Source organism: Cetobacterium sp. ZOR0034, assembly GCF_000799075.1.
In the GTDB taxonomy this organism is placed as follows: Bacteria; Fusobacteriota; Fusobacteriia; order Fusobacteriales; family Fusobacteriaceae; genus Cetobacterium_A.
The window spans coordinates 23,996-48,017 of record NZ_JTLI01000003.1 but is presented as its reverse complement, the minus strand read 5'-3'; the positions used below and the strand labels follow the sequence as shown (position 1 = coordinate 48,017).

Annotated in this window: 21 protein-coding genes, 1 pseudogene and 1 riboswitch; of the genes and pseudogenes, 2 read left to right on the top strand and 20 right to left on the bottom strand. The window is 28.2% G+C overall.

The window, feature by feature from the left end:
• The 10 genes from L992_RS13285 to L992_RS13875 all read right to left on the bottom strand — a co-directional run.
• Positions 1-112 (bottom strand): transaldolase family protein (locus L992_RS13285; protein ID WP_304412942.1); only part of this gene is annotated, 112 nt, incomplete at its 3' end.
• A complete protein-coding gene (gene araD, locus L992_RS01335) occupies positions 113-820 on the bottom strand; it encodes an L-ribulose-5-phosphate 4-epimerase (RefSeq protein WP_047394025.1) in 708 nt (235 codons plus the stop codon). It lies immediately after the preceding gene.
• Positions 814-1,683, bottom strand: coding sequence for an L-ribulose-5-phosphate 3-epimerase (locus L992_RS01330; protein WP_047394023.1), 870 nt, complete (start codon positions 1,681-1,683; stop codon positions 814-816). The genes araD and L992_RS01330 overlap by 7 nt, the downstream gene beginning before the upstream one ends.
• A 4-nt stretch (positions 1,684-1,687) precedes the next feature.
• Entirely contained in the window at positions 1,688-2,323 is a 636-nt protein-coding gene (locus L992_RS01325) for a 3-keto-L-gulonate-6-phosphate decarboxylase UlaD (RefSeq protein ID WP_047394020.1), read from the bottom strand.
• Between the two features lie 40 nt (positions 2,324-2,363).
• Positions 2,364-2,804, bottom strand: coding sequence for a PTS sugar transporter subunit IIA (locus L992_RS01320; protein WP_047394019.1), 441 nt, complete (start codon positions 2,802-2,804; stop codon positions 2,364-2,366).
• A gap of 55 nt (positions 2,805-2,859) precedes the next feature.
• Positions 2,860-3,138: a PTS sugar transporter subunit IIB gene (locus tag L992_RS01315; RefSeq protein ID WP_047394018.1), complete on the bottom strand. Its 279-nt coding sequence runs from the start codon at positions 3,136-3,138 to the stop codon at positions 2,860-2,862.
• Positions 3,139-3,157: 19 nt separating this feature from the next.
• On the bottom strand, positions 3,158-4,618 hold the full coding sequence (locus L992_RS01310; protein WP_047394015.1) for a PTS ascorbate transporter subunit IIC: 1,461 nt from the start codon (positions 4,616-4,618) through the stop codon (positions 3,158-3,160).
• 39 nt (positions 4,619-4,657) lie between these two features.
• Complete coding sequence (gene ulaG, locus L992_RS01305; RefSeq protein WP_047394012.1) at positions 4,658-5,722, bottom strand: L-ascorbate 6-phosphate lactonase; 1,065 nt, start codon at positions 5,720-5,722, stop codon at positions 4,658-4,660.
• An 83-nt stretch (positions 5,723-5,805) separates the two neighbouring features.
• The gene (locus L992_RS01300; protein WP_047394009.1) at positions 5,806-7,809 is read right to left on the bottom strand and encodes a BglG family transcription antiterminator; all 2,004 of its coding nucleotides are present in this window, start codon (positions 7,807-7,809) and stop codon (positions 5,806-5,808) included.
• Positions 7,810-8,073: 264 nt separating this feature from the next.
• Complete coding sequence (locus L992_RS13875; RefSeq protein WP_304412941.1) at positions 8,074-8,184, bottom strand: lipocalin family protein; 111 nt, start codon at positions 8,182-8,184, stop codon at positions 8,074-8,076.
• Between the two features lie 86 nt (positions 8,185-8,270).
• Between L992_RS13875 and L992_RS01295 the strand changes: the two genes are divergently transcribed.
• Positions 8,271-8,702: a hypothetical protein gene (locus L992_RS01295; RefSeq protein ID WP_047382169.1), complete on the top strand. Its 432-nt coding sequence runs from the start codon at positions 8,271-8,273 to the stop codon at positions 8,700-8,702.
• A 44-nt stretch (positions 8,703-8,746) separates the two neighbouring features.
• Positions 8,747-8,827: pseudogene (locus L992_RS13885) on the top strand (hypothetical protein); the annotation flags it as partial.
• A 20-nt stretch (positions 8,828-8,847) separates the two neighbouring features.
• Here the strand turns inward: L992_RS13885 and L992_RS01290 are convergent.
• From L992_RS01290 to L992_RS01245, 10 genes are all read right to left on the bottom strand, one after another.
• Positions 8,848-9,633: a 5'-methylthioadenosine/S-adenosylhomocysteine nucleosidase gene (locus L992_RS01290; protein ID WP_047382171.1), complete on the bottom strand. Its 786-nt coding sequence runs from the start codon at positions 9,631-9,633 to the stop codon at positions 8,848-8,850.
• A 63-nt stretch (positions 9,634-9,696) separates the two neighbouring features.
• Positions 9,697-9,794: riboswitch (purine riboswitch) on the bottom strand.
• Between the two features lie 55 nt (positions 9,795-9,849).
• Positions 9,850-11,331, bottom strand: coding sequence for a bifunctional UDP-sugar hydrolase/5'-nucleotidase (locus tag L992_RS01285; protein WP_047382173.1), 1,482 nt, complete (start codon positions 11,329-11,331; stop codon positions 9,850-9,852).
• A 105-nt stretch (positions 11,332-11,436) separates the two neighbouring features.
• The gene (locus tag L992_RS01280) at positions 11,437-12,285 is read right to left on the bottom strand and encodes an HNH endonuclease (RefSeq protein WP_047382175.1); all 849 of its coding nucleotides are present in this window, start codon (positions 12,283-12,285) and stop codon (positions 11,437-11,439) included.
• Entirely contained in the window at positions 12,272-12,994 is a 723-nt protein-coding gene (locus tag L992_RS01275; RefSeq protein ID WP_047382178.1) for an OmpA family protein, read from the bottom strand. The genes L992_RS01280 and L992_RS01275 overlap by 14 nt, the downstream gene beginning before the upstream one ends.
• Before the next feature lie 4 nt (positions 12,995-12,998).
• Positions 12,999-14,927 carry a hypothetical protein gene (locus L992_RS01270; RefSeq protein ID WP_047382180.1) on the bottom strand — a complete coding sequence of 643 codons (1,929 nt, stop codon included), beginning with the start codon at positions 14,925-14,927 and terminating at the stop codon, positions 12,999-13,001.
• Positions 14,928-15,426: 499 nt separating this feature from the next.
• Entirely contained in the window at positions 15,427-18,828 is a 3,402-nt protein-coding gene (locus tag L992_RS01265; protein ID WP_047382182.1) for a hypothetical protein, read from the bottom strand.
• Positions 18,828-19,715 carry a DUF4007 family protein gene (locus L992_RS01260; protein WP_047382184.1) on the bottom strand — a complete coding sequence of 296 codons (888 nt, stop codon included), beginning with the start codon at positions 19,713-19,715 and terminating at the stop codon, positions 18,828-18,830. The genes L992_RS01265 and L992_RS01260 overlap by 1 nt, the downstream gene beginning before the upstream one ends.
• Positions 19,716-19,717: 2 nt before the next feature.
• Positions 19,718-21,361, bottom strand: a complete 1,644-nt coding sequence (locus L992_RS01255) for a phosphoadenosine phosphosulfate reductase family protein (RefSeq protein ID WP_081982637.1) — start codon at positions 21,359-21,361, stop codon at positions 19,718-19,720.
• 17 nt (positions 21,362-21,378) lie between these two features.
• On the bottom strand, positions 21,379-23,475 hold the full coding sequence (locus L992_RS01250; protein ID WP_047382187.1) for a DUF262 domain-containing protein: 2,097 nt from the start codon (positions 23,473-23,475) through the stop codon (positions 21,379-21,381).
• Between the two features lie 15 nt (positions 23,476-23,490).
• A complete protein-coding gene (locus L992_RS01245; protein ID WP_047382189.1) occupies positions 23,491-24,021 on the bottom strand; it encodes a hypothetical protein in 531 nt (176 codons plus the stop codon).
• Position 24,022 lies beyond the last annotated feature (1 nt).

Here is a 24,022-nt window from a genome sequence, read left to right as displayed (position 1 = left end):
CTCTTCCTTCTTTTACTATTAAGCTCGGATTTGTAGTTACACCACAAATCACCCCCATATCATTAGCTTCTCTTATCTCATCTACATTTGCTGTATCTATAAATATCTTCATTTAATTAGCCTCCGTACCTTGACCGTAATATGCGTTCTTTCCATGTTTTCTTAAAAAATGTTTATCTAGAAGTTCGTTTTGCATTCTTTCAACTTCTCTATTCAGATTCTCAGTATTATAAGCCATCTTAGCTAACTCTTCTAATACTACTGCATTGTGAACTGCATCTCCTGCATCTTTTCCCCAAGCAAACGGGCCATGAGAGTTTACTAAAACCGCTGGAGTAAAATCTGGATTTAAGTTATTTTCATTAAAAGTTTCAACAATAACTTTTCCAGTTTCTAATTCATATTCTCCTTCAATCTCTGTTTTTTTCATTTTTCTTGTACAAGGAATATCACCATAGAAATAATCAGCATGAGTTGTTCCATAAGCCGGAATTGCTTTTCCAGCTTGAGACCAAATCGTAGCCCAACTTGAATGTGTATGAACAACACCACCTATATTAGGGAAATTTTTATAAAGAGTCAAATGAGTTGGTGTATCCGAAGAAGGTTTCAAGTGTCCTTCTACTATATTCCCATCTAAATCTACAACAACTAAGTCGGCTACAGTCATATTGTCATACTCTACTCCACTAGGTTTTATTACAACCAAGTTTTTCTCTCTATCAATTCCACTAACATTTCCCCATGTATATGTAATTAGACCTTTTTTAGGTAGTTCTAAATTCGCTTTTAAAACTCTTTCTTTCAACTCCTCTAACATTTGAATCCTCCTTCTTTCATTTTATTTTCTATCCATCTTTTTGCATTTTGAATTTCTTTTAATGGATCTTCTGATTTTTCTGTCCACATCTCTATTAATAATGGACCGCTATAATCTATCTCTTTTAAAAGTTTAAAGAATTGTATAAAATCTACACATCCATCACCAAAAGGAACTTCTTTAAATTTTCCGGGAAAAGACCCAGTGACAGCTAAAGTATCTTTTAAATGAATTGCACTTATTTTCTTTTTTCCTTTCAAAATCTCTTCTCTGATATTGTTTCCCCATGCAGATAAATTTCCAACATCTGGATAAACTGTTAAGAATGGAGAGTTTAAAATCTTATCAAACTCTAAATATTTAGTTATCGAACTCATAAATGGATGATCCATAATTTCAATTGATAACATTACGTTGGCTTGCTCTGCCCATTTTAAAGATTGTTTCATCCCATCTATATAAAACTCTCTTGTTTTTTCATTTCCATCTTCATAATAAACATCATATCCTGCCATCTGTATATTTCTAATTCCTAAATCAACTGCTAGTTGGATAGCTTTTTTCATAAGCTCTAAAGATTTTTTTCTAATTTCACTATTTTCACTACCAAGTGGAAATCTTCTATGGCCACTAAAACACATTGATGGAACTCTCACTCCACTTTCTAAAATAGCGTTCACAAAATCTTTTCTCTCTTCTAAAGACCAATCTAATCTAGACAATCTTTCATCTGTTTCATCTATTGAAATTTCAACAAAATCAAAACCTAAATTTTTTGCATATTCCAATCTTTCTCTCCAAGCTATATTTTTGGGAAGAGCTTTTTCATATATTCCTAAAGGAAATTTATCTAAATTATACATGCTTCTACCCCCAAATTTTTAAGATTTCTTCTTGCCATCTTTGAGCTTCTTTTTTAGGACATTCAGCATCTCTTAAAGATCTTCCTGCTATAAAGCAATAAATATCCATTCCTTTAAATAGTTTTAATGTATCTAATTCTAATCCACCTGTTACAGAAACTTTGAATCCCATCTCTATTAATTTCTGTACTTTCTCTAAATCTTTTTGACCCCAAGTCTCTCCTGCTAAAAGTGCATCTCTACTTTGATGATACACAACTTGAGATAAGCCAGCTTCTTTCCACTGTCTTGCATGATCATATGTCCAATCTCCATATAATTCAACTTGTAAATCATCAATCTCTTTTAACGCTGCTTTCATAGTTGGAATTGTTGCAGAGCATATAACCGTCATCCAATTTGCACCAGCTACTTTACAATTTTTTGCAACTGTTCCACCTGCATCTGCACATTTAGTATCTGCTAAAATAGTTTTTTCAGGATAAAGAGCTCTTAAACATCTAACAGCTTCCATTCCTTCTTGCAAACATAAAATAGTTCCAGCCTCTATTACATCAACTACATCCCCTAAAAGACTTATTGATTTTAATGCATCACTTAATGTATTGTTATCTAAAGCTACTTGTAATAATGGTCTCATTTTAACTCCTCCTATAATATAACTTTATAATTTTCTATAATTAAATTAATTTTAAAATTTCTTCTTTTGTTTTGGCATTTTTAATTTTTAAGATATTCTCTTCATCTTCAAACAGATCTGCAACTTGCACTAATCCAAATTCATTATGATTATCTGAACTCGTTGCCGCTAGAGTAATCAATATACTTACATAACCTACATCTTCACCAAAGAAAACAGGCTCCTTTAAAGTAACTAAACTAAAACTATCTTTTATCACTCCTGATTCAGGTCTTGCGTGGGGCATTGCAACCTCTGGCATAATTATATAGTATGGACCATATTCTATTGTTTTTTTTATAATATCATCATAATATCTTTCCTCAACAGCTCCAGATTTAACAAGTAAGTCTGTAGATATTTTAATTGCTTCTTTCCACGAAGTTGCTGACTGTCCAATTGCTATTGAATTATTTTCTATTAAAGAACTTTTTAGATTCATATTCTTACTCCTTTTTAAAAAATTAGGAGCAGAATATCTCCGCTCCTTTTTTTATTTATTTTAAAATTTCCAGTATTCTTGCTTCCATCTCTTTTACATCTAATATATTTTTTAAAGCAATTACTTTTGTTTTTGCACTTGGATTTAGTTGTGAAGCTAAGAGTGTTGATGCAATAATGATATCATACATAGATGTTGCTGCTTTTGCTTGACCTATACTGCAATTCTCACATGAATTTTGGATTTTATGTTTATCTAGTATTCCCTTAGCTTTTATCTTCATCATCATACTTGTTCCCATTCCATTTCCACAAACAGCTAATAACTTTATCATAATTTTACCTCCATTATTTTTAATAACTTGCTTCTAAAACTTCATCTTCATCAATCTCTACCTCGTTATTAAAGTAAAGCTCATGATTATTAACTTTTCTATACTGAACTATTGGTATTATTAACATCCCAACTATACAAACTGCATAGCCTATTAAACCAAAATTGTTCATTATAAACCCTTGTCCTACCCAAAGTGTACTTTGATCTATATTTCCGTGCCATCCTCCAAAACCTTGAAGTTTAAATAAAGCTACAGCTACTCCTCCAAGTAAAACTTGAAGTATTCCTGATATGAAAGGTAAAATCATTGCAGCTTTAACTCCTCCTCTTTTTTCAGCGAATATTGCTATTGTAGCATTGTCAAAGAATACTGGTACAAATCCTGTTATTATTAAAATTGGAGATTTAAATATTAGCAACCCTGCAATTGCTAGGAATTGCCCTAATGCTCCAAATATAAATCCAAACAATACTGCATTTGTAGATCCAAATCCATAAGCTGCTGCACAATCCACCGCAGGCATAACTCCCGGTAAGATCCTATTTGAAATACCTTGGAAAGATTCAGTTAGCTCACTCACAAACATTCTTACTCCTGTCATTAAAATAGCTAGATAAACAGAGAAGAATAATGATTTTGACACTATATATGTAACAAAATTTAAGCTCGGTGCAAAATTTCTAGCATCTGCTATTCTCATATAGTCTTCTCCAAGTATTCCTAAAATAGTTCCGAAGAATATAATCATTAAGGTTCCTGTTGCAACAATATTATCATGGAAGATTGATAACCATTCAGGCAATTTTAAATCATCTAATTTTTTACTTGCATCTCCAATTTTGGGAGCTATTTTATCTGTTGCCCAAATAGCAAACATCTGTTGATGTCCTATTACAAATCCTGCTCCATCTGTTAGTCTTTGTGTTGCTCCAACAGTTAAGTTTGTAGCAACAGCCCAATATGTTCCAACAAAAAGACCAATCATTACTGCGCCAGTTGCATTTCTATATTGAGGAAAAGCATAGAAGATTATCCACGTTGCTGTAGTAGCTTGCTGAACCATAATATGCCCCGTAATAAAAAGAGTTCTTATTTTTGTATATTTTCTAAATAAAACAAGTACAATATTCAAACTAAACCCTATCAATAATGCTATCATCGTCCAAGAGGTTGTAAGTCCAATAGATTCTAAAGCACTGTTGACTGCATTCAATCCGAAATAAGGATCAATTACTGCTGCATTCAGTCCAAATCTATCGTTTAATCCTGCTAATATAGGTCTAAATGTTGATACAAGTCCACCTGCTCCAACGTTTAATATCATATATCCTACAGTTGCTTTTATAAATCCAGAAAAAGCTTGATAAAATGGTTTTTTCAATAAAAGATAACCTATAAAAACTAAAATTCCTACAAAGAATTCAGGTTTTGTTAATATATTATTTACGAAAAATTCAAAAATTGTGAACACTCCCATACTTCTCCTCCTCTATACTTTATCTATTTTTTATAAGTCTTAAAGCATTGATTTAAATGGTAAATCAGGTTCTATTGCAAAAGCATCATGAAAGCCTCTGTCGTACATATATTCTAGTTTATCTTTATCTAGTGGCCATGTGAATTTTCCACCAACTTCCCATAAAAATGGTTTGAATTTATACTGTAATTTATCTTTTCTCATATTCCATAGATATAAAATTTCTTTCGGATCAGCTTTAAAGTTTGTCCAAATATCATGATGAATTGGAATTACTACTTTTGTATTTAAACATTCCGCCATTCTTAACATATCTACAGATGTCATCTTATCTGTCATTCCTCTAGGATTTTCTCCATAAGAACCTAAAGCAACATCTATTTTATAATCATTCCCATGCTTTGCATAATAATTAGAGTAATGAGAGTCTCCGCTGTGATATATATTTCCTGCTGGAGTTTTTATCAAATAGTTAACAGCTAATTTATCCATATCTTGAGGCATTTTATCTTTTAAAATAACTCCTTCTGGAGCTGTAACTAACTCTGTTCTATCAAAAGAATCTAAAGCAATAATCTCTGTATCTTTAATTTTTACTACGTCTCCCGGTTTTACTACAATACATCTATCTTCTGGAACTCCCCAACTAACCCATAAATCAACACATGCTTGAGGACCAATAAACGGAACTGAAGAATCACAATTTTGCATAACCGCTGCTGCTACGTTTTCATCAATATGATCTCCGTGATCATGAGTTGATAAAATTGCATCAACCTCTTTTATTCCAAATGGATCTATAACACAAGGTACATTTCTTAAATTTGGTTGTAGTGCTTTACATCCAATCATTCTTTGATGCTGATGCTGATGCTTCATCAGTGGATTCTTTCCCGATTTTTTTCCTGTTTTTACCCAAAGATCTATACATAGACTTGTATTTCCTTCTGTTTTTATCCAAAGACCAGTACATCCAAGCCACCACATCGCAACAGTTCCTGGTACAACATTTTCATTTTCAATTTCTTCATTTAACCATGTTCCCCACTCTGGGAATGTGCTTAATATCCAAGATTCTCTAGTTATTTTACTAATTTTTGACATACTTTTTACCTCCAGATTGTTGTGTTTTCGTTTATGTTAAAAGTATATTTCATTTTTGCAATATAAAAAAGAACCTATTTTATTCAAAATTTTTTTACAAATTTTTCAATATTAAAATCTACCTTCTCAATCTCATCAACTATTTCTAAAAAACCATCCAAATGCTCTTTATTATCCTTTGAACTAAAGGCTATTATAGTTCTTACTGGTATCTCTCCAGGGAATAAAACACTATTTTTTAAGGTAAGTATTGAAAAAGCTGTTTTTTTTACATTGTTGTCAGTTTTTGCATGAGGAAAAGCAATATTCTTCCCCATAACCATGTAACTACCATAATTTTTTATACATTTAATCATATCTTCAACATAACTTTTCTCTACACAATTATTCTCTAATAGAAGATTTCCAGCTTTTCTTACCGCCTCTTCCCAATCCTTGGCAATTTCTCCTAAAGATATTTGTCTTTTATTTAACATGTCAAAAATTGTAATTTTTTTTGGCGAAATATCATCTATTAAATTTGAATTTAAAATACTCTTTAAAGATTCAATCATATTTTCTTTGTCATTTATTGTACAATTTTTTTGTATTTCATTCATAAAATCAGACAAAAGATATTTTTTATTGCGTTTTTCAAAACCATTATTTTTTAATAGATTTATATTTTCAGTAGATAATATTGGTTTTACCTTTAGTATTGGAACAATTTTATCTGCTAACTCTAAATCTACTGTAGTAACTATTATATCTATTTCATTTTTATTTAAACTTGTTGTTAACACATGTTTAGGAATTATATCAATAATATCTATTGAAAATAATTCTTTCAATTGTTGAGCCAAAAGTTTTGAAGTCCCATATCCCATACCACATACTAATAACACTTTTTTCTTATCTCTTGTGATAACTCTATTTCTATCTAAAGAAGATTTGAAATGAATGGTTATAAATGCTACTTCATCATTTGAAAAATCTTGTCCTATATAATTTTCAAACTCACTCAAAACTTCTTTTGTTATTTTAAAAAGATTAGGATAACTCTCTAGTACCTCTAAGTAAATTGAATTTTCCAACTGAATTCCATTTTTAATTCTATAAATGGTTGGTTTTAAATGATTTAATAATCCTTCTAAAAGAAAATCATCTTTTGAAATATCTACATCTATTCTTTTATTAAAGTTTTGAATTAGTTTTTTGATTAAAACTTCCATTTCGACCCAATTTTCATAATACGAATAATTTTGATTATATGTATGACTCCCTAAAAAGAAATCTGTTATTTTTAAGTATTCTATTCTTGGCAATTCAATATCATAGTTTGATTCTATTAAAGCACTTGCTTTTTTTATAGCTTTATACTCTTCCGTTTCTTCTAAAAAATTTTCATTCTTAATTTTCTTAATAGTATTTCCATCTTTATACATTAATATCGTCATTTTGAGATATTTTTTAATAATTTCAAATGCTTCATCTGAAATTATCCTATTCATTAGTTTTTGGCAATAATTTATAAATGTAATAATCCCTTTCTCATCTAAATATATCTCTTTATTAATAATTTCTTTAAATAAAGAGTTTTTTAAACTTTTTAAAATTCCAAAGAATGATAACGTACATAATCTTATGTTTTCCTCTTCTCCAACTAATACCAATCCTTTTTTAGCAGAAACTTCTAAATCTAAATTATATTTTTTCAACAAATCTTTTATATTTTTTATGTATAGCTTCAATGTATTTCTGCTTATATCTAATTCTTCTGCTGATTTACCTTGATTTATAGATCTTTTAAATAGAATTTGTAAAAGAATATATAACTCCCTTTCTTCAGAAGATAAAAATTTTATACTATAATTATCTCTTAGTATATTTTTTATATTTTCAATGTTATTAAGTCTAACTATCCCTTTAGACAATTCAATATTTAGTTTATCTTTAAATTTATAGTTTAGATACTCTTCAATTTTTTCAATTTCATATCTGACTGCTCTTTCTCCCATATCTAATTCATTCGAAAGATCTTTTATACTTTTTTCTCCCTTATTTTCTATTATATTTTGCATCATAACAATACCTTTTCCACTAATCATATACACCACTCCCCAATTTAAAATATAACAATTTGATTATATCATCTTTTAATAAAAACGGTTATTATAAAATAAAAAATTCAAAGAATTAAACTTTTAAAAACTCTAACTCCTTGAACTAAATTATTCTATTTTTTATTTTTCTAATTTACTTTTAAATTAACTGCAAAAGTAAAAAATATCATATTAATCTTATTGCCCATCTATCAATTTCTCTGTATCAAATCCCAACTCTTTAGCTTTTTGAATCATGCTTTCATATATTTATACAGAATTTTTTTCTTTCCTATACTCCGCTGTTACTGCTTTTAAGCCTTTTTCGAAACTATGATCAAATCGTTTTATTTCATACCATTTTCCTAAATACTTTTCTATTGAAAAAACACAATATATAGTTATATATTAAAATATATTTTATGCTATAATATAATATGAAACTTTAAGTGAAAAAAGGAGATAAAATGCAAGCAATTATAAAAGATTTAAAAAATGAACTTTCTTATAAAGTTAGATTAGAAGCTATTAATAAAATAAAAGAATATGATTTAAATGATGAGAAATATACTGCTTTAAAAGAGATTGTGATAAGGTTAGCTTTAACTGATAGAGTATTTGCTGTTAAACAAGCTGCTTTCTTACTTTGTCAAAAAAATAAACTTAAAAAAAATGGTGAGGTTATCAATCTTGGAAAAAAGAATACTGGTTATTCGCCAAATGATATCAGAAAAATGTTCTTAAAAATTAAAAGAGAAACAAGAATGGAAGCTCTAGATTTAGATCTTTTTAAAGAGTACTTCCAAACAATCTCACCTAAAATGTACGATGTTATGTCTTATGAGCATATGTATTTTGATAACTGGATAAGAGGAATCTATAAATATCTATCAAAATAATAAACTAAAAAAATAAGGTGGTATTTCTATAGCAAAAAGATGGAGCTATACAAAGATTTGAATTCACATTAGAACTATCCTGGAAAATTTTGAAAACATATTTAAAAAAAATAGAGGGCTTATGATTATTGCCCTCTATTTTTTGTTATTTTATATTTTTAATAATATCTAAGGTAAACTCTTGACACCAAAGAGCTGTTTTAGGATTAAACTCTTCATCATGAATTTCTGTATTTGAAAGAACTCTAACAGCTAAAAATGGAATATTGTAAGCTTTTGCAGTTTGAGCAACGGCAACTGATTCCATCTCTTCAGTCATCGTTTTGAACGTAGTATTCAGATACTTTATTCTTTCAATCTCTCTATTCCATTGATCAGCCGAACCAATAACTCCCTCAGCTATTTTTCCATTAGTGTATTTTATATTTTTAGCAATCTTTATTAAAGATAAATCACTTTTGAATGTTTCATATGTCGTCAACTTATCCTCTTTATCTCTAAGCCTTTGAACAACATCAAAGAATATTCCATCTCTCATATTTTCAGAAACGCCTTCTTCTTTTCTTTCTGTTCTAATAGCACCAATATTTACAACTTCTGTTCCAAGAACAATATCTCCTGTGTGAAGAGATGAATCATGCCCTCCAGATGTTCCTTGATTTATAATAATTGTAGGATTATATCTTTCAATACCTATCGCTGTTGCTGCTGCCGCATTAACCAATCCAACTTCTGTTCTAGAAACAATAACATCATGTTCTCCAACATTTCCTTGCCAGAATGTCCAACCTCCAATATGATTCTTTATTGGATTTTGTAAGCTTTTTATTAAGTAATTTACCTCCATATCCATAGCACCTTGAACTAGAATTGTTTCCTTTGAAAATGCCACTGAAGATAATACTAAAAAGCCTGTAATAATTTTTTTCATAGTTTTGTGTCCTCTCTTATAGTTAAAGTATACCCAAAACTCTACAAACTAATAATGTTATTAAAAATTATTTTAATAAGTCATAGTAATCAATTTAAGGTTGATTGTAGAGACTCCTCACCGTATCTGAGGTATATATGAGCTATATAAAATCATATCAGGAATATATTTATTTTGCAACAGAAAAAAATAACAATCTTTTTTCGAAATTGTATTTTATTTAACCACAATTCTATTTTCGAGTTTCGGATTTAGCTCTTTTATCTCTTTTACATAATCTATGAATATATCCGAATCAATAACTTTTTCTGAAGCTATATCCACTGTTCCAACTGGATTTTTCAACATCTCAAATCCATCTCCACCATTTTTTATATATAGAGGTAGTGCTACTGTATAAACTTTATCCAACTGGATTGGTTTATCATCTATTGTGACAGAAAGAACTCTTTCTCCTACTTTATTGTCTGGTTTATATTCATATTTTAGTCCAGATACCTGTAAAAATCTTCCTGCTTTCTTCTCTACACTGCTTACACCGTGTTCTATAGCCTCTACTATTGTTTTCCCAGTATATTCAAAAGCACCAACTTTATTTGAAAATGGAAGTAAAGATATTGCATCCTTTAATTTGAATTCACCTGCATCTATATTGGCTCTCAGTCCTCCACCATTCATAAATCCTATCTCAGTTTTGAAATGATTTCTATACGCATCTGCAATTAGATTTCCAACATTACTCTCTTCATATCTAGCATGATGATTCTCTCCGAAACCTGAATCCAACTTAATCTTAGCCTCAGCAATCACAACCCCTAAATCTTTTTCCAATTTATCTTTATAATAATTCTCCAATTTTAACAACTCTTTATCTGATTCTACAGAGTTATTCAAAGGAATAAATGATAGGTTCTGTGATATCTTACCATCATTCTCTTTTATAATTTCAATTTTTACAATAGATCCCATGTTTCCTTGAGGAGACACAATTGGTTTTTCTCCTACATAAGTTACATAGCTGTACTTCTCAGATTTTTCTTCAGCTAAAATTGAGTTAATCTCTGGGAATTTTTCTAAAATTTCAATATTTAATTCTGGCTCAGATTGAGTTAGTAAAACTATAAAATCTACTTTTTCTTTTTTTAACTTCCCTAAATTCTCTTCAATACTCTTAAATATATCAGCTTGATGAATTTCAGTTGTCTGGATTGTTGTACTCATTCCATCTGTAGTTCCTAGAAAACCTATTTTTAAATCTCCAAATTGTTTTACAATATACTCTTTTGATTTATTGAATGCTTCTCCTGAACTCTCTTTTAAATTGCTTGAAATCCATTCAAAGTTTGATTTATCTACTAAATTTCTAGCTTCTGTTACTCCAAAATCAAATTCATGTTGTCCAAAGTTAGAGATATCTATCGGAATCTTATTGAAAGCTTCAATCATAGGAAAGCCATGATAAATAGCTCCAAATAAAACTCCCCCTCCTAAATCTCCTCCTTGAAGAACTAAGGTATTTTTATTCTCTTTACGAGCTTTATCTATCACAGTTTTAGCCCTTGCTACTCCCCCTCTTTCACCATGTTTATCCACCACTGGATAGATTACATGTGAATCATTAAAATATAGCAATGTTGCCTTTTCTTGAGCCAACACTATCGATGAAAGTAATAAAAACCCACTTATAATTTTTTTCAAAATATCTCCCTCCAAAACCTTTTTTTCTAGAAGAACAAATAATGTTCAAAACATTATATATTCAAAAAAACTCGCTGTCAATTTCATTAACAATATTTATACAAATTACATATATCTGCTAAAGTTAGGATTAGTTAGCATATGTCCATGCATAGGTTTTTTACTATGACAACTCACACAAACTACTTCTAAATTTGACGGATTATTATTTGATTTGACTCCATCTACATGATGGACATGCAGTTCATTTGTATCTTTAGAACAATCTTTTCCACAATCTTGACAAATAAATCTCTTGCTCTTTTTATATCTGAAACTTATCTCTCTCCATTCATCTACATATTCATTTAATGGTTGAGAGCTTGAAGTATGAGTTGGTTCTATATAAATCTCTGTATTATATTCATCTAAAAACTCTTTTATATTAAAACTATTAAAAACATTAAGTCTTGAATTATAAGAGCTATTATATCCTTTATAATTTAAGGTTTGTAAGCAATTTTTACAAACCAATAGCTCTAGCTCAATATCCTTTTTAACTACTCTACCATTCGACGTCTTATTCAGTAAAAATATTCCATCGTTTCTTTGACTCACAACATATCTATCATATTTTTTACTTTCATGCATCTTATTTAAAGTTTGACACCAAGATAGATGAAACTTTGGATAATTCGATCTGTCACTTTCATCCTTTACATAATCACCCATAAAGTCTCTTATATACACAAGCATTTTCTGCCCAGGAAAATCTTTATGTTCTAGCGTCTTATCTTTTGCTACAACTAATTCATCAAATGATATATCTAAACCCTTTGTTTTTATATTACTAAGCTTTAGCTCTTTCATAACAGCTTCTGAACTCTGAAAATTTGGCTTAAAATCCTCTGAAATACCCATACTTTTTCTTATTTTTTTAAAAGCTAAAAACTCATTAAAATTAATTAATTTCATTTTTTTCGCCTCTTTCTCTATCATTCTTTGCCAGTATTTGATCTATCTTTTGTTCAGCTTTTGTCCTTATTCTAAACTCAACTCTTCTAGACATTTTCTTATCCTCTATACCCTTAGTTATAATTCTTTTACTATATGACAATCCATTCGCAGTTACTTTTTCTATCATAAACTTCTCATGCTTTCTCATTCTAGGTAGTGTCATTACATATTGCAAAGTTGTTCTAGTTCTATTTTGTGATAGCTCCATATTTTTAAAATAAGAATCCATAGGAGATGAATTTCTTGTCCACTCTGTTGATGTATGACCTTCTATTCTTACCTCTTCAATTTCACACTCAAATTTTTTAGAATTTAATATTGCTATATATCTTGGGAAAAAATCATTTAATATATTTTTAAATCCATCATTTAACTCGCTACTTCCTTGCTGAAAAAATATATCTGGCTCTCTAAATTTTATTGATAATGTTTCTTCATCTATATAAGCATTCCATTCATTTAAATCACTTTGAAACTCTTTAAAAAGCTCTTGGTAAATTGATATCTTGATTTTTCTATATTCTTCAGCCAAGTCAGTCATCCCCTGTTTTTCTTTTGCTACCTGTGACATAAAAGATATTGCGATAAACATAAATATAATCATCAATCCCGACATCAAGTCTGATATAGACGGCCAAAAATCATCATTTTGTATGTATTTATTCATTTGATTACCCTACCTTTTTTGCCAAGTTAATTAGCTTTTGAAGCTCTATAGTCAGTGGAGTATAATCACTAACAAACTTCTCTGAAATAGCTGCTAATTGATTTCCTAAAGACTCTAAAGATGTATTTAACGTTACTCCTAAAGTTTTATTTAAGTGTTCAACACTTGTTTGTACATTTGAGTTATTATTTTCAACCATTACTTGAATATTATCAGAGATTTTTTTTGTTAATGTAAATCCTTCATTTTCAAATCTAACAATCGCCTTTTCTATAGATACAATTTGATTCTCCATAGCTTTTATATTAAGTTCGCTTGCTCCTGTAATACTCACTGTTAAATCTTTTAAAGCCGCTATAACTTCTACTTGCTGTTTTTTTATGCTTTCTGTCGATAGGTATGTTAATTCTTTAATTGAATTTCTTACTGAAATAATTTGAGCATTATTTTCATCTATATTTTTACTAGTTTTTTCTGCTACTTCAGTAAAATTATTTAATATAACATCAGATGTAGATTTCAGACTATTCTGAATATTTGTTATATGTTCAATTGTTTTTAATGATTGCTCTTCAAAAGAATCAGATAGTTTAGATATTTTACTTATAGCTGCATGATTTACTAAAGTTATTTTATCTAATATATTAGCAGATGATTTATTAACTTCTTCAAGACTTTTTTCCGTTGCCGTAACTACATGGTTTGTTATCTTTTCTGTCGCAAGTTCTGTGTGTTCTAATAATTTGCTATCTACTTCTATTATGTACTGCTCAATATTATTTGTAGACTTAACTATATTTTCTTTGACATTCGCCATATATACATCTATATTTGGAATTAACTCTCTTGCTTCTAAAGAAATTTTATTTAAAACTTCTATTGAATTATTTAAATTTTGTTGTTGCGTATCAAATGTTACTATTTTATCTCCAAGTTTATTTGCAATTTCAACTATTGAAGAACTTCTTTCATTTATTTCAACAATTAAATCTCTGGCCATCATCATTCCATTATAAAGTTCTATTTGATTATCATTTGTCTTTTCAATTGTTTCTTTATAATGAACTTGCCACTCTAATAATTTTTCCACTGCATAATTTAAGTGTTTAAAGTTTTCACCAAATTGCTCTTGTAGTTGATTATTCAAGTCTCTTATACACTCTTGAATAGCTTCTGTAAAAGCTTTCATATTATTTTCTGCCATATTTTTAGCAAAAATTCTAAACTCTTCAATTAAAACATTATTTCCTCTTTCTATCTCTGTACTAATTGCATTATTTGTCTTTACTAAGTTATCCAGTTGGCTCCCCATATTTTCAAGCCCCAAATTCAATCTTTCCTGAGCATTTTCTTGAGCTTTTATCATACTCTCTCTTAAAATTTTCATTTGACCTACAAGAGATGTAGGTTTATCTCCTGTTAACTCTTGTACTAGAGATTCAATTGCTACTCTACTTATCTCTGATGTTTTTTGTGTATTTTCTTTTATATCAACTATTGCTTCAACAACCTGTTTATTACTTTGAACAATGGCTTCTTTCATTTCAAACATTAATGTTGCTATTTTTTCTAAAGAAACCTCTCCAACATTCTCTTTTTCATTTTTTATTGCTTCTTTTATCTTCTTTGATTGGAATGATTTTAGAATATTTGATAAAACTAATCCAACTAAAGATGTAAAGAAGGCTGTTCTCATTCCTTCTAAAAGTTTTGGTATACTCTTATCCAAGTTTATGGTATCAAATTGTAATAACCCCATAAAAATTCCTAAAAACGTTCCTATGATTCCTAATCCTGCTATCAAGTTGGGGATTGTTGTGCTTTCTTTCGGCTTTGAAATCATTTTTTTTAGAGATATTAAAAATAAACCTAACATTAATACTCCAAAACCAATATTCATAGGGGTAATTATTTGTTTTAAAAAACTGTTCATTTGTTCTCCTTTAACTTCTATAATTTTATTTTCTAAACTTCAAAATTATTATAACATAAAAAATGCCACAATAAAAATACTGTGACATCATTCTCCTGTATTATTCTTTCATAAATCAAGTTGATTTACTAAATATCTTCTCCGATTAAAATCTTATCAATGTAACTTTCTAAAACTTCTATATGAGTTTTATTTTTTTAACAGGATCTTCTTAAATCTGATTACACTACACGAAAACCCTCTCTAATAGATATGCTTCATAAGCGTTTCGAAGGCCTTTTCAAGGTATTTTAAGACTTTTCACGACGTATTTTTTCGACTCTAATTTACCTAAGGACCTTTTTTTTAGATGGCCTTAAAATTAAAATAAAAGCGTCATTTTTATGGACTTTTTTTGAAAATATATCATTTTAAAAAACTATGCCTTTAAAATCGAACTATTATTTATATAGTGCTTTATTATGAGTACTTTTTGAACTGGATTTAGTTATCAATGTATCTACATATCCTTCAATATCTCTAATAAAATCGACTTTTTCTCTTCCTCTTTAAGAGCCATACCCATAGATTTAATAGTCGCTTCTAACTTTGTCTTCAGCATCTTTCCTATCGGTGTATGCTCTTTCATGATTTCTAATACAACCCTCTCTCCATTTGATATAATTTGAACAGAGTTTTCAGTCTCAACATTCTCAACCTTTTCCTTTATACTTAAAAACTCTTTCATTTTATTTTCAAAATCAGTTATATCCTCTAAGTTTGACCAATTTTCATAGCTAAAGCCTTTTATTTTAGCAGTAATATCCAGTATGAATCTTCTATCACCAATATATCTATATTTTTTTAACCAACTTTTAATCCCGTTATCCAATATATTATCTTGTTTCTGCCAGTTCTCTAAAGCTTCTTTTAAATCTGTACTTCCTTTTAATCCATCGACTACTAATAATTTTAATTGCTCTTCAATTTTTAATTTTTCATCCTCTAAATAAGTCATCTCAGTATTTATTAAAGAGATAACCTCATCATAATTCTTAGCTCTTGCTCTTTTAGGTAACTCTTCAAATAAAAACTTATACGGATCCTTATCTTGGAATAAACCTTTAAATACTTTTGAAAGTAGTTTACAATTATCTAATGAAACTCTGTTTATCAATCTACTTAAAGAGTAGAAGTAACTCTTTAATCCTTCAACTATACCGTTCTCTATATCTAAACTATCTACAAAGTAGATTCCTAAACTTTTCTTCAACTCATTTAAATATCTTTCCTCTTCTTCACTTTTCTCAACATAAGTCAGATAGTACTTCTCAGGATTTTTTTCGATTTTTTCAATCAGATCTCCACTTAAATTTTCTTTTTGTTTATTTTGATTTTCAATTATTAAAAGACTATTTTTATTTTTTATTAAAAGTACACCTAAAAATAAAGTAAAAATACCACTTCTTAATCCATAAGCTCTTTTATCACTTGTATAATCTAAATACAGCTCTTCTAATTCACACTCTCCATTTTGTAATCTATTTAAAATTTCAACACTTAAGTCTTGCCATTTATCTTTAAAAATTATCTCTGCTTCATCAATAGATACAATTTTACTTAAAATAGTTCTCGCTACTGAATTTATCGCTCCTGTTTCTAAATAGAAACTATTCTCTAATAAGCTTTTATCTCCTTCTAACAACATTTGAAGAAGTGTCGTCCTAACCTTTTTCATTGGAGTGCTTATTTTATCTTTATTTAACAACTCATAGTTTATAGGAATATAATTCTTAAATTTTTCATTTAAATAATAATATGTCACTTGAAGTAAATCTTTCTCTATTTGAGTTTTTCCTAAGTACGTTATCTCTCTCTCATCTTTAGAGAAATACCTATTCAGTTCCTCTTTTAAAGTTTGAATCAATTCCTCTTTATATAAACTATACTCCTCTAAAATAGCCTTATTGTTATAATTTTTCTCTAGTAAAGCTAAACATTCAATGGCTTCTAACTCCTTTAAAATTCCATCTATTTTTAAATTAGAATTTTTTATATTTGATACAATAATAATATCTTTTAATTTTAAAGAGGTCTTTATAGAATCATAATCTAAAGCTTTTGATATATTTGTTAAATAAACAACCCTACCATCTACTTTATCTTTCAACTTATCTAAATAACCTATGTTTGAACAATCTAAATATATTTGCTGGAAATATCTTGTTATATCCATTTCAAAATTGTATTTAACAGGATAATAGAAATCGAGCTCTATAAATTTATTCAATGATTCAGTCAAATTTAGACTGTGTAATTTGTTTATTACATACTCTTTAATCTCCTTTTGAATATTTATATCGCTATCCTCTACAATCTTGTAATGTCTCTTATTTCTTTTAAAACTTATTATATTCTCATTTTCTAAATCTTTTAAAATTTTCTCTAATTCAATCTCATCTATATTTAAAGATAACTTTAAAATCTCCTTTGTTGGTGGGATCTCAATTGGTCTATTGTATATCTGTAACATTCCTAAACTTTTCAAGAATTTTATATGATTAAAATCTTTTACTAAGTTTAAAGCTTTTTTAGTATTGAAATAACTTTTATACTCTAAACTTTCATGATTTAAAAACTTAAAGTTTTCTTCAAAATAATCGTATATTCTATCTAGTCCCACTATAAAATCATCTTTTAATACACTCTCTAAACCTTTAACATCTCCAGAACTTAGAAAAGCAAACATAGTTCTTTCATTTTGGGCAATCTTTTGAGATAACTCAGGTAATATGTATGCTGTTAAATAGTTTAAAGGATAAAAATCTTTTATTGCCTTATCCAAATTTTCAGTTAATATATTAGATTCACCAAGATTTCTATTATATCTATTAAACTTATCTATATTCTGATTATAGAATTCTTTAAACCCCTCTTTTTTATAAACTACTTGTGACAATATACTCAAAGAAGTAACTTTGTCATAAGTCATCTGCTCTTTATGAAATCTTCCACTTACTTTTTCCCATTCAAATATATTATCCTCTCTATTCAATTTATTTGTATACTGGAAAATATCTTTATGAGTTATTAAAAATAGATATGATGAAGCCTCAGAATTACAGTACTCTGCCATATCCTGTATCTCTTTTACATCGACTTTGTTTATATTTGATTCCAAATATCTTCCAAACTCATCAAAAACATAGATAACACCTTTATATGATGTCGTTTCAATAACTTTCTCCTCAAAATCTTTCAGTAAGTCTACAATTTGGAAATTAGATTCATAGTTTACAAATTCTTCTCCATAAAAAATCTCTTTATATAACTCTTTAAATATTTTTATAGCATTAGAGTTATTATTTTGAAGCTGAAGCTCTATTTTTTCTAAATCTGTATCTCTTTTTAATAAAGCTTCTTCAAATTTAAAAATTATATCTGAATAGTTCTTTTTCCAAGATTCAATTTTATCTAAAATTATTTTACTTTCCAGATTTAAACTTATATTCAAATCTTCCTTTTTTATAACTTCTAGTATCCCGTGTAGCACTGATTTTTCATAGTTAGAGTATCTATCTTTTGCAAATACTACTAAATATTTTTGTTCATTTAATTTTGAATATATCTCTTTTATTGGAAACTTTTCCTCAGCTCTATTTAAAAATATATCTATCTTACTTTTATTTTCTACTGATAAAAGATTTAGTAATACCGAAAGAAAATATGACTTTCCACTTCCATATGCTCCTGATAAAATATATGATCCATTTTTTTTATTCAAAACTCCTTTTGTAAGTTTTGCTAAAAGTTTTATATTTTTCTCTGTAGGAATATATGAATTAATTTTCTCGTTATCTTTGTAATCTCTCTCAATATTTACTGAAAACCCTACTTTTGTAATCTCTATTACTTTATCCATCAAACTAACTCACTTTCTAGTATTTTTTTTACGACTTCTTTCTCTGAATATCTCTTTGTATCTATAGTTATATTTTGTAGTCCTGCTGCTCTATCTACAGATAACTCATTTTGGAACTCTAACTCCTGTATAGTTTTCTCAAAATTAAGATAACTCATCTTCACTATTTTATTTACATACTCGTAAGCTTCTTTTATTGTTGTTTGATTTACAATTCCCATCTTTTTAGATTTTTTATAAAGTAAATAGTATATCACGTAATCAGAAATATCTTTTCTCTCCATATTTTGAAATTTAAACTCACCATTAATCTCTTTTAAATAATTTAATCTTACAAATGGAGAAACTATATTCTCTTCTGGATTAACACTCTCTTTAGAATCTTTATAATATGTTTTTATAAAAACATTTATTGTATCTAAAACCATTCTGCTTGAAAACTTACTTCCATTCTCTATATAGTAAAGCTCTATACTCTTTTCCAAACTCTCTTTTGTAAATGTAGCACCTTCAGGTAATGAAAAAGCTTTCTCCCAAACTAGAGCTTTCTCTTTTTCTTTCAAAAAAATATTTGAATGTAAAATCCATAAACTGTTATTATTTTGTAAGTATGGATCTAATTCAAAAACGACTTTCATACTTTCACTTAACTCTATACTTTTAGCTTTTTTTTCAAGAATACCTAAAAAATCAGCCCAAAACTTTATAGATTCTACCATCTTACTTCCTACACCCAAGATATCTATTGCATTTATTAAGTTAGCTTTAGAGAAAAATGAACTTTCTATTTTTTTATTTACATCTTGTTCAAACACCTTGTAAAATAGTTTATTTATCCAGTTCTCTCTGATATAAAAAGAACTATGACCACTCATTATAATTTTCATTTCTACCTCTTTTTTATTTTTAATGCTGATGCTATTAAACATCCCGAATCAAATTTATCTATACATTTTAAGCAGTTTACACACTTATTTTCATCTACTATGTATTTTCCGTTGCTAACGTATATAGCTCCTGTCGGACAAGCCGAGTTACACCCTTGACAGTAAAGACAACTATTAAATTTATTAAACTGCTTTTGAATTTTATTGAATATATATTTATCATCAGTTTTCATGATTGTAACTTTAACTTCCGTTCCCTCAACTCTATAAGATAACTTGAAGATTGGAGTGTTGCCTCTATCCATTAAAATTATTTCAACCGCTTTGTTTTTTTCAAATATCTTCATAGTTCCAAACGGCTTGAAAAGTTGAATAAAATCTTCGTTTACAGATTTATTTAATACAAACGTTTTTGAATTTTTCTCATTGATACACTCTTTAGCCTCTACAATTATCTCTGTACTTTTTTCTAATCCATCTCCACCTTGTCTTGCTTTCCATTTACCATCTTTAACATAATCCTCATAATCTAACTTCCCTATTCTTTTAGAAAAATTAATTAAAAATGAATACCATTTATCATATTCCTCTGAATTATATATTGATGAAAGAAGTTCAGACCATGAACCGTTATTTGGACATACCCAACATCCTACTCTTGCAAATCCTTGTCTATATGAATCATTAAAATCTAATTCTTCTGTTAGCATATATAACCAAACATCTAAGTCACACCAATCTATAATTGGAGAAGCTACCATCTGTTTTAATATTTTTGGACTTTGAGATACTTTTTTATATTTAGATCTAGACGCTGACTCTCCTCTTCTAAGACCTAAAAATGTTATTATATTTTCATCAAAATTTGCAAGTGTTGTTCCCATTGGTCCAGTTTTAAATATTGAGCAACACCAGCTTTTAACTCTACTTGGTGGTCCAATCTCTTCACACATTTCGAAGAAATTATTCTCTTCATTTCTCTCTTCGAAAAATGGTGTAAATGGATTTTCCTCTTTAAACCTCTCTACATATTCATATGACTTAGGCAGTTCTAATGTTGTATCTCCAAATATATGTAAAATACTTTGATTATTTAAAGCCAATCTTACCAAATGAGAAACAACTGTAGAATCTTTTCCACCAGAGAAAGATACTAGCATCATTCTATTTTTATATTTTTCTGCATTTTCAACGATAAAAGGAATTGCTCCTATGAACTCTCCCTCTTCGTCTCTATTCTCACTTTTTACCAGTATATTAAAACGACTACTGTTTGCTTTTATAAATTTATCGAAGCAATCTCTTTCAACTTCTAAATGCTCCTCTGTTATTGAAAACTTCATCACTTCTTTCCTTAAATTTTCAATTTCTGATTGAGTCATTTTTTTAAATTTTGATGTTGCTATTAAATCAACCATCTCACCGTCAACTATATATCTATTCTGTTTTGTTGCCCAAACTGATTTTTTTAAGAATTTATCATCTAATCTATCTGGAAACAAGTTCATTAATAACCATTTTTCTTGTAAAAATACTGGTCTTAAATCTTTTGCGACCTCTTTTAATGATGATGTCACACCCTCTTCTAAAATTACTGGAACATTATCTATTTCATTCCAACAAATTTTAACATCTTTTTTTTCCATTTTTACATCCTCATTTTCTATCTTTCACTTAAATAGTGAAGCTCTCTTAACAATGTATCTTTTATTGTATTAAATCTATTTTGTAAAACTCTTCTATAATATTCATCTTGTTGTTCATTTTCTTTTTGTAATAGGTCTTTATTTATCATCTGACCTATTCTAGATATATCTTGGACATCTTGCATATACTTTTCAAATCCCATATCTCTAATTTTTCTATTTGCTTCTTTACTTATAAGAGTCCTATTTAAAACACTATTTAAAATATGATTCTTATCGTTTCTTATTTTAGAACTCAGTTCTCCATATTTAGTTCCTGTTCCTAAAGGTATTAAATGATGATCTTCTAGTTCTACTGATGCTTCTGTTATCTCAAATGCTTTAAGTTTTTTCGAATGATTCTCTGGTAATAAATCAAATGGTTCTAAACTTAAAATATAATATAATAAATTTTTACTAACTGGAGATGGAGTTTTAGAATCATTTAATAATGTTTCTAAATCTGAGTACTCCTCTACATTTAATACCTTCGCTATATTTTCATAAACTAATTCTTTAACTTTCAAATCGTCTAAATTTTCTTGAACAATCCATTTGTAAATAGTTTTTAAATCATCTACGGTTCTTATATTTTGACGTTCTCTATATCTTCCTATAAATATCGATGTCCAATACCAATACTCTACTTTATCTAATACTTTTTTATCATTCCAATTTTTATCTTCAGAAAATATATAAGCCATAGGTAAAACCATTAATTCAAATGAGAAGTTACCAAATTTCGTTATTCCTAATCTAGTATTAACAAATGCTAATGCTCTTAATAAAGAAACTATTGTTTTTTCAGTTAATGAATTTATATCTACTGAAGATATTTCAAATATTTTATCTCTTTTTATATGATCTAATTTTAGTTTTAAAGGATCTTTTACATGAGAAAAAATTGATAGTAGATTTAAATATTGATTTTTAAATCTTTTATTTAGCTCCTCTTGACCTTCGATTAAACCAAAATTCACTCCATTCCAATTTTTTTCTCTAAAATCTTCTGGCAACTCTATTCCCTGCTCTACGATTCTTTTTATTCTTTGAGTTAAAGATTCTAATTTAGAGTCTTTTGCTGCTTTGGCAACAATTAAATCATAGTTATCTAGAGGAGTTCCTCCTTTATTTATTGTTTCGAATATGGCTATTCCTCTACTTATCTCATTTTTTTCTATTTCAATTATCGAAACCTCTTGTTCTACTAATTTATCTAAGAAATTTATAATTTTAGTTTTCCATTTCATTGACAATTCATACTTTAAACTATTTTTTCTTGTTTCAAATTCATCTATTAATTCTTCTTCATCTACTTCAGAAGAAAAATCCTTAAAATAACATTTTATTTTCTCTATTTTTTTTATGTTTTCGTACTCTTCTATCTCATCTATTATTTTATCTGCTCTTTTATTTGCAATCTTTTCCACAACTTTATCCTGAAGTTTATTACTCTCATTTAATCCAAATAGTGGAATAAGATTTTGATCAGAACATAAATTTGCAAACTCGTTTATCTTTCCTGAATCAGTTGTTTTTTCAAACTTAAATTTTGGATGATACCAAAAATTTGTATTTGTTGTTTTATGAATTTTATACTCTTGAATAAAATCCACTATTTCACTTGGTGTATATTTTCTCAAACTACCATAATCAAAATCTAAAGTATTGTAACCAAATATATCCTCTGTTTCATCATCTGAAGTTGATACTTTTAAAAACCATCTATTCTTTATTTTCCCATATAAATCTGAGTAACTATTCTCCCATTCACCTTTAAATAAATCAACAAACATAGCTTTTAAAGTTGACATTCTTTGTTGACCATCTAAAAGATACATACATTCATCTTTAGCACATTCAACTTCGTTTGAATAGCACAACTTTCTATAATTAAAATCGTTGCAACTTCCTTTTAACAAAAGAATACTACTTATAGGTAATTCCACCAAAAATGTTGCTAACAACTCTTTTTGTTGCTTTGTATCCCAGACAAAATCTCTTTGGAAATTTGGAAGTATTATTCTTCCTTCATCTTCGTCTTGAAATATCTCCTTTAACCTCTTTACTTTCATTGTATCCTCCACTTTCTAGAAAATTATATCTTTAGCTTCTCTTATTTCTCTTTCTTCTCTTTCGCCATCAAACATATCTTCTAAAAAATCTTCTGGACTTTCTAAAAAATCTTCAAAATTTCTAATATATCCCTCTTTATCTTTAGTTAATATGTCTCTCAGTTTTTCTATCCCTAAACTAGCACAGTTATTGAATATATCTACTACTTTTTTATTATCTAAAATATCCTCAATATTATTATTTAAAGATAAAACAACTGAATATATAAGATGATAATATTCACTATAATCGACAGGTGAAAGTGCTCTAAAACCAACTTTATCTAATTTATGATTTTCAATTTCTTTAGGTTGATTCGAGTATAGATTAAATCCTATCAAAGCTGCTAAAACATGAACATCTTTTTTTAATACAAAGAATCCATCTCCTCTTTGACTTAAAAGTTCATTATATATGCCATCATAATTTTTTTCATGACCAAATCCTATTAATTCCTTATCTTCTCGTCTTCTTTTTCTTAGCTCCTCTTGAAATAAATCTTCCATT

Excerpts from the sequence above, each read along its gene's own strand:
- araD (WP_047394025.1), bottom strand. The coding sequence starts at position 820 with ATGTTAGAGGAGTTGAAAGAAAGAGTTTTAAAAGCGAATTTAGAACTA.
- L992_RS01330 (WP_047394023.1), bottom strand. The coding sequence starts at position 1,683 with ATGTATAATTTAGATAAATTTCCTTTAGGAATATATGAAAAAGCTCTT.
- L992_RS01325 (WP_047394020.1), bottom strand. The coding sequence starts at position 2,323 with ATGAGACCATTATTACAAGTAGCTTTAGATAACAATACATTAAGTGAT.
- L992_RS01320 (WP_047394019.1), bottom strand. The coding sequence starts at position 2,804 with ATGAATCTAAAAAGTTCTTTAATAGAAAATAATTCAATAGCAATTGGA.
- L992_RS01315 (WP_047394018.1), bottom strand. The coding sequence starts at position 3,138 with ATGATAAAGTTATTAGCTGTTTGTGGAAATGGAATGGGAACAAGTATG.
- L992_RS01310 (WP_047394015.1), bottom strand. The coding sequence starts at position 4,618 with ATGGGAGTGTTCACAATTTTTGAATTTTTCGTAAATAATATATTAACA.
- ulaG (WP_047394012.1), bottom strand. The coding sequence starts at position 5,722 with ATGTCAAAAATTAGTAAAATAACTAGAGAATCTTGGATATTAAGCACA.
- L992_RS01300 (WP_047394009.1), bottom strand. The coding sequence starts at position 7,809 with ATGATTAGTGGAAAAGGTATTGTTATGATGCAAAATATAATAGAAAAT.
- L992_RS01295 (WP_047382169.1), top strand. The coding sequence starts at position 8,271 with ATGCAAGCAATTATAAAAGATTTAAAAAATGAACTTTCTTATAAAGTT.
- L992_RS01290 (WP_047382171.1), bottom strand. The coding sequence starts at position 9,633 with ATGAAAAAAATTATTACAGGCTTTTTAGTATTATCTTCAGTGGCATTT.
- L992_RS01280 (WP_047382175.1), bottom strand. The coding sequence starts at position 12,285 with ATGAAATTAATTAATTTTAATGAGTTTTTAGCTTTTAAAAAAATAAGA.
- L992_RS01275 (WP_047382178.1), bottom strand. The coding sequence starts at position 12,994 with ATGAATAAATACATACAAAATGATGATTTTTGGCCGTCTATATCAGAC.
- L992_RS01270 (WP_047382180.1), bottom strand. The coding sequence starts at position 14,927 with ATGAACAGTTTTTTAAAACAAATAATTACCCCTATGAATATTGGTTTT.
- L992_RS01265 (WP_047382182.1), bottom strand. The coding sequence starts at position 18,828 with ATGGATAAAGTAATAGAGATTACAAAAGTAGGGTTTTCAGTAAATATT.
- L992_RS01260 (WP_047382184.1), bottom strand. The coding sequence starts at position 19,715 with ATGAAAATTATAATGAGTGGTCATAGTTCTTTTTATATCAGAGAGAAC.
- L992_RS01255 (WP_081982637.1), bottom strand. The coding sequence starts at position 21,361 with ATGGAAAAAAAAGATGTTAAAATTTGTTGGAATGAAATAGATAATGTT.
- L992_RS01250 (WP_047382187.1), bottom strand. The coding sequence starts at position 23,475 with ATGAAAGTAAAGAGGTTAAAGGAGATATTTCAAGACGAAGATGAAGGA.
- L992_RS01245 (WP_047382189.1), bottom strand. The coding sequence starts at position 24,021 with ATGGAAGATTTATTTCAAGAGGAGCTAAGAAAAAGAAGACGAGAAGAT.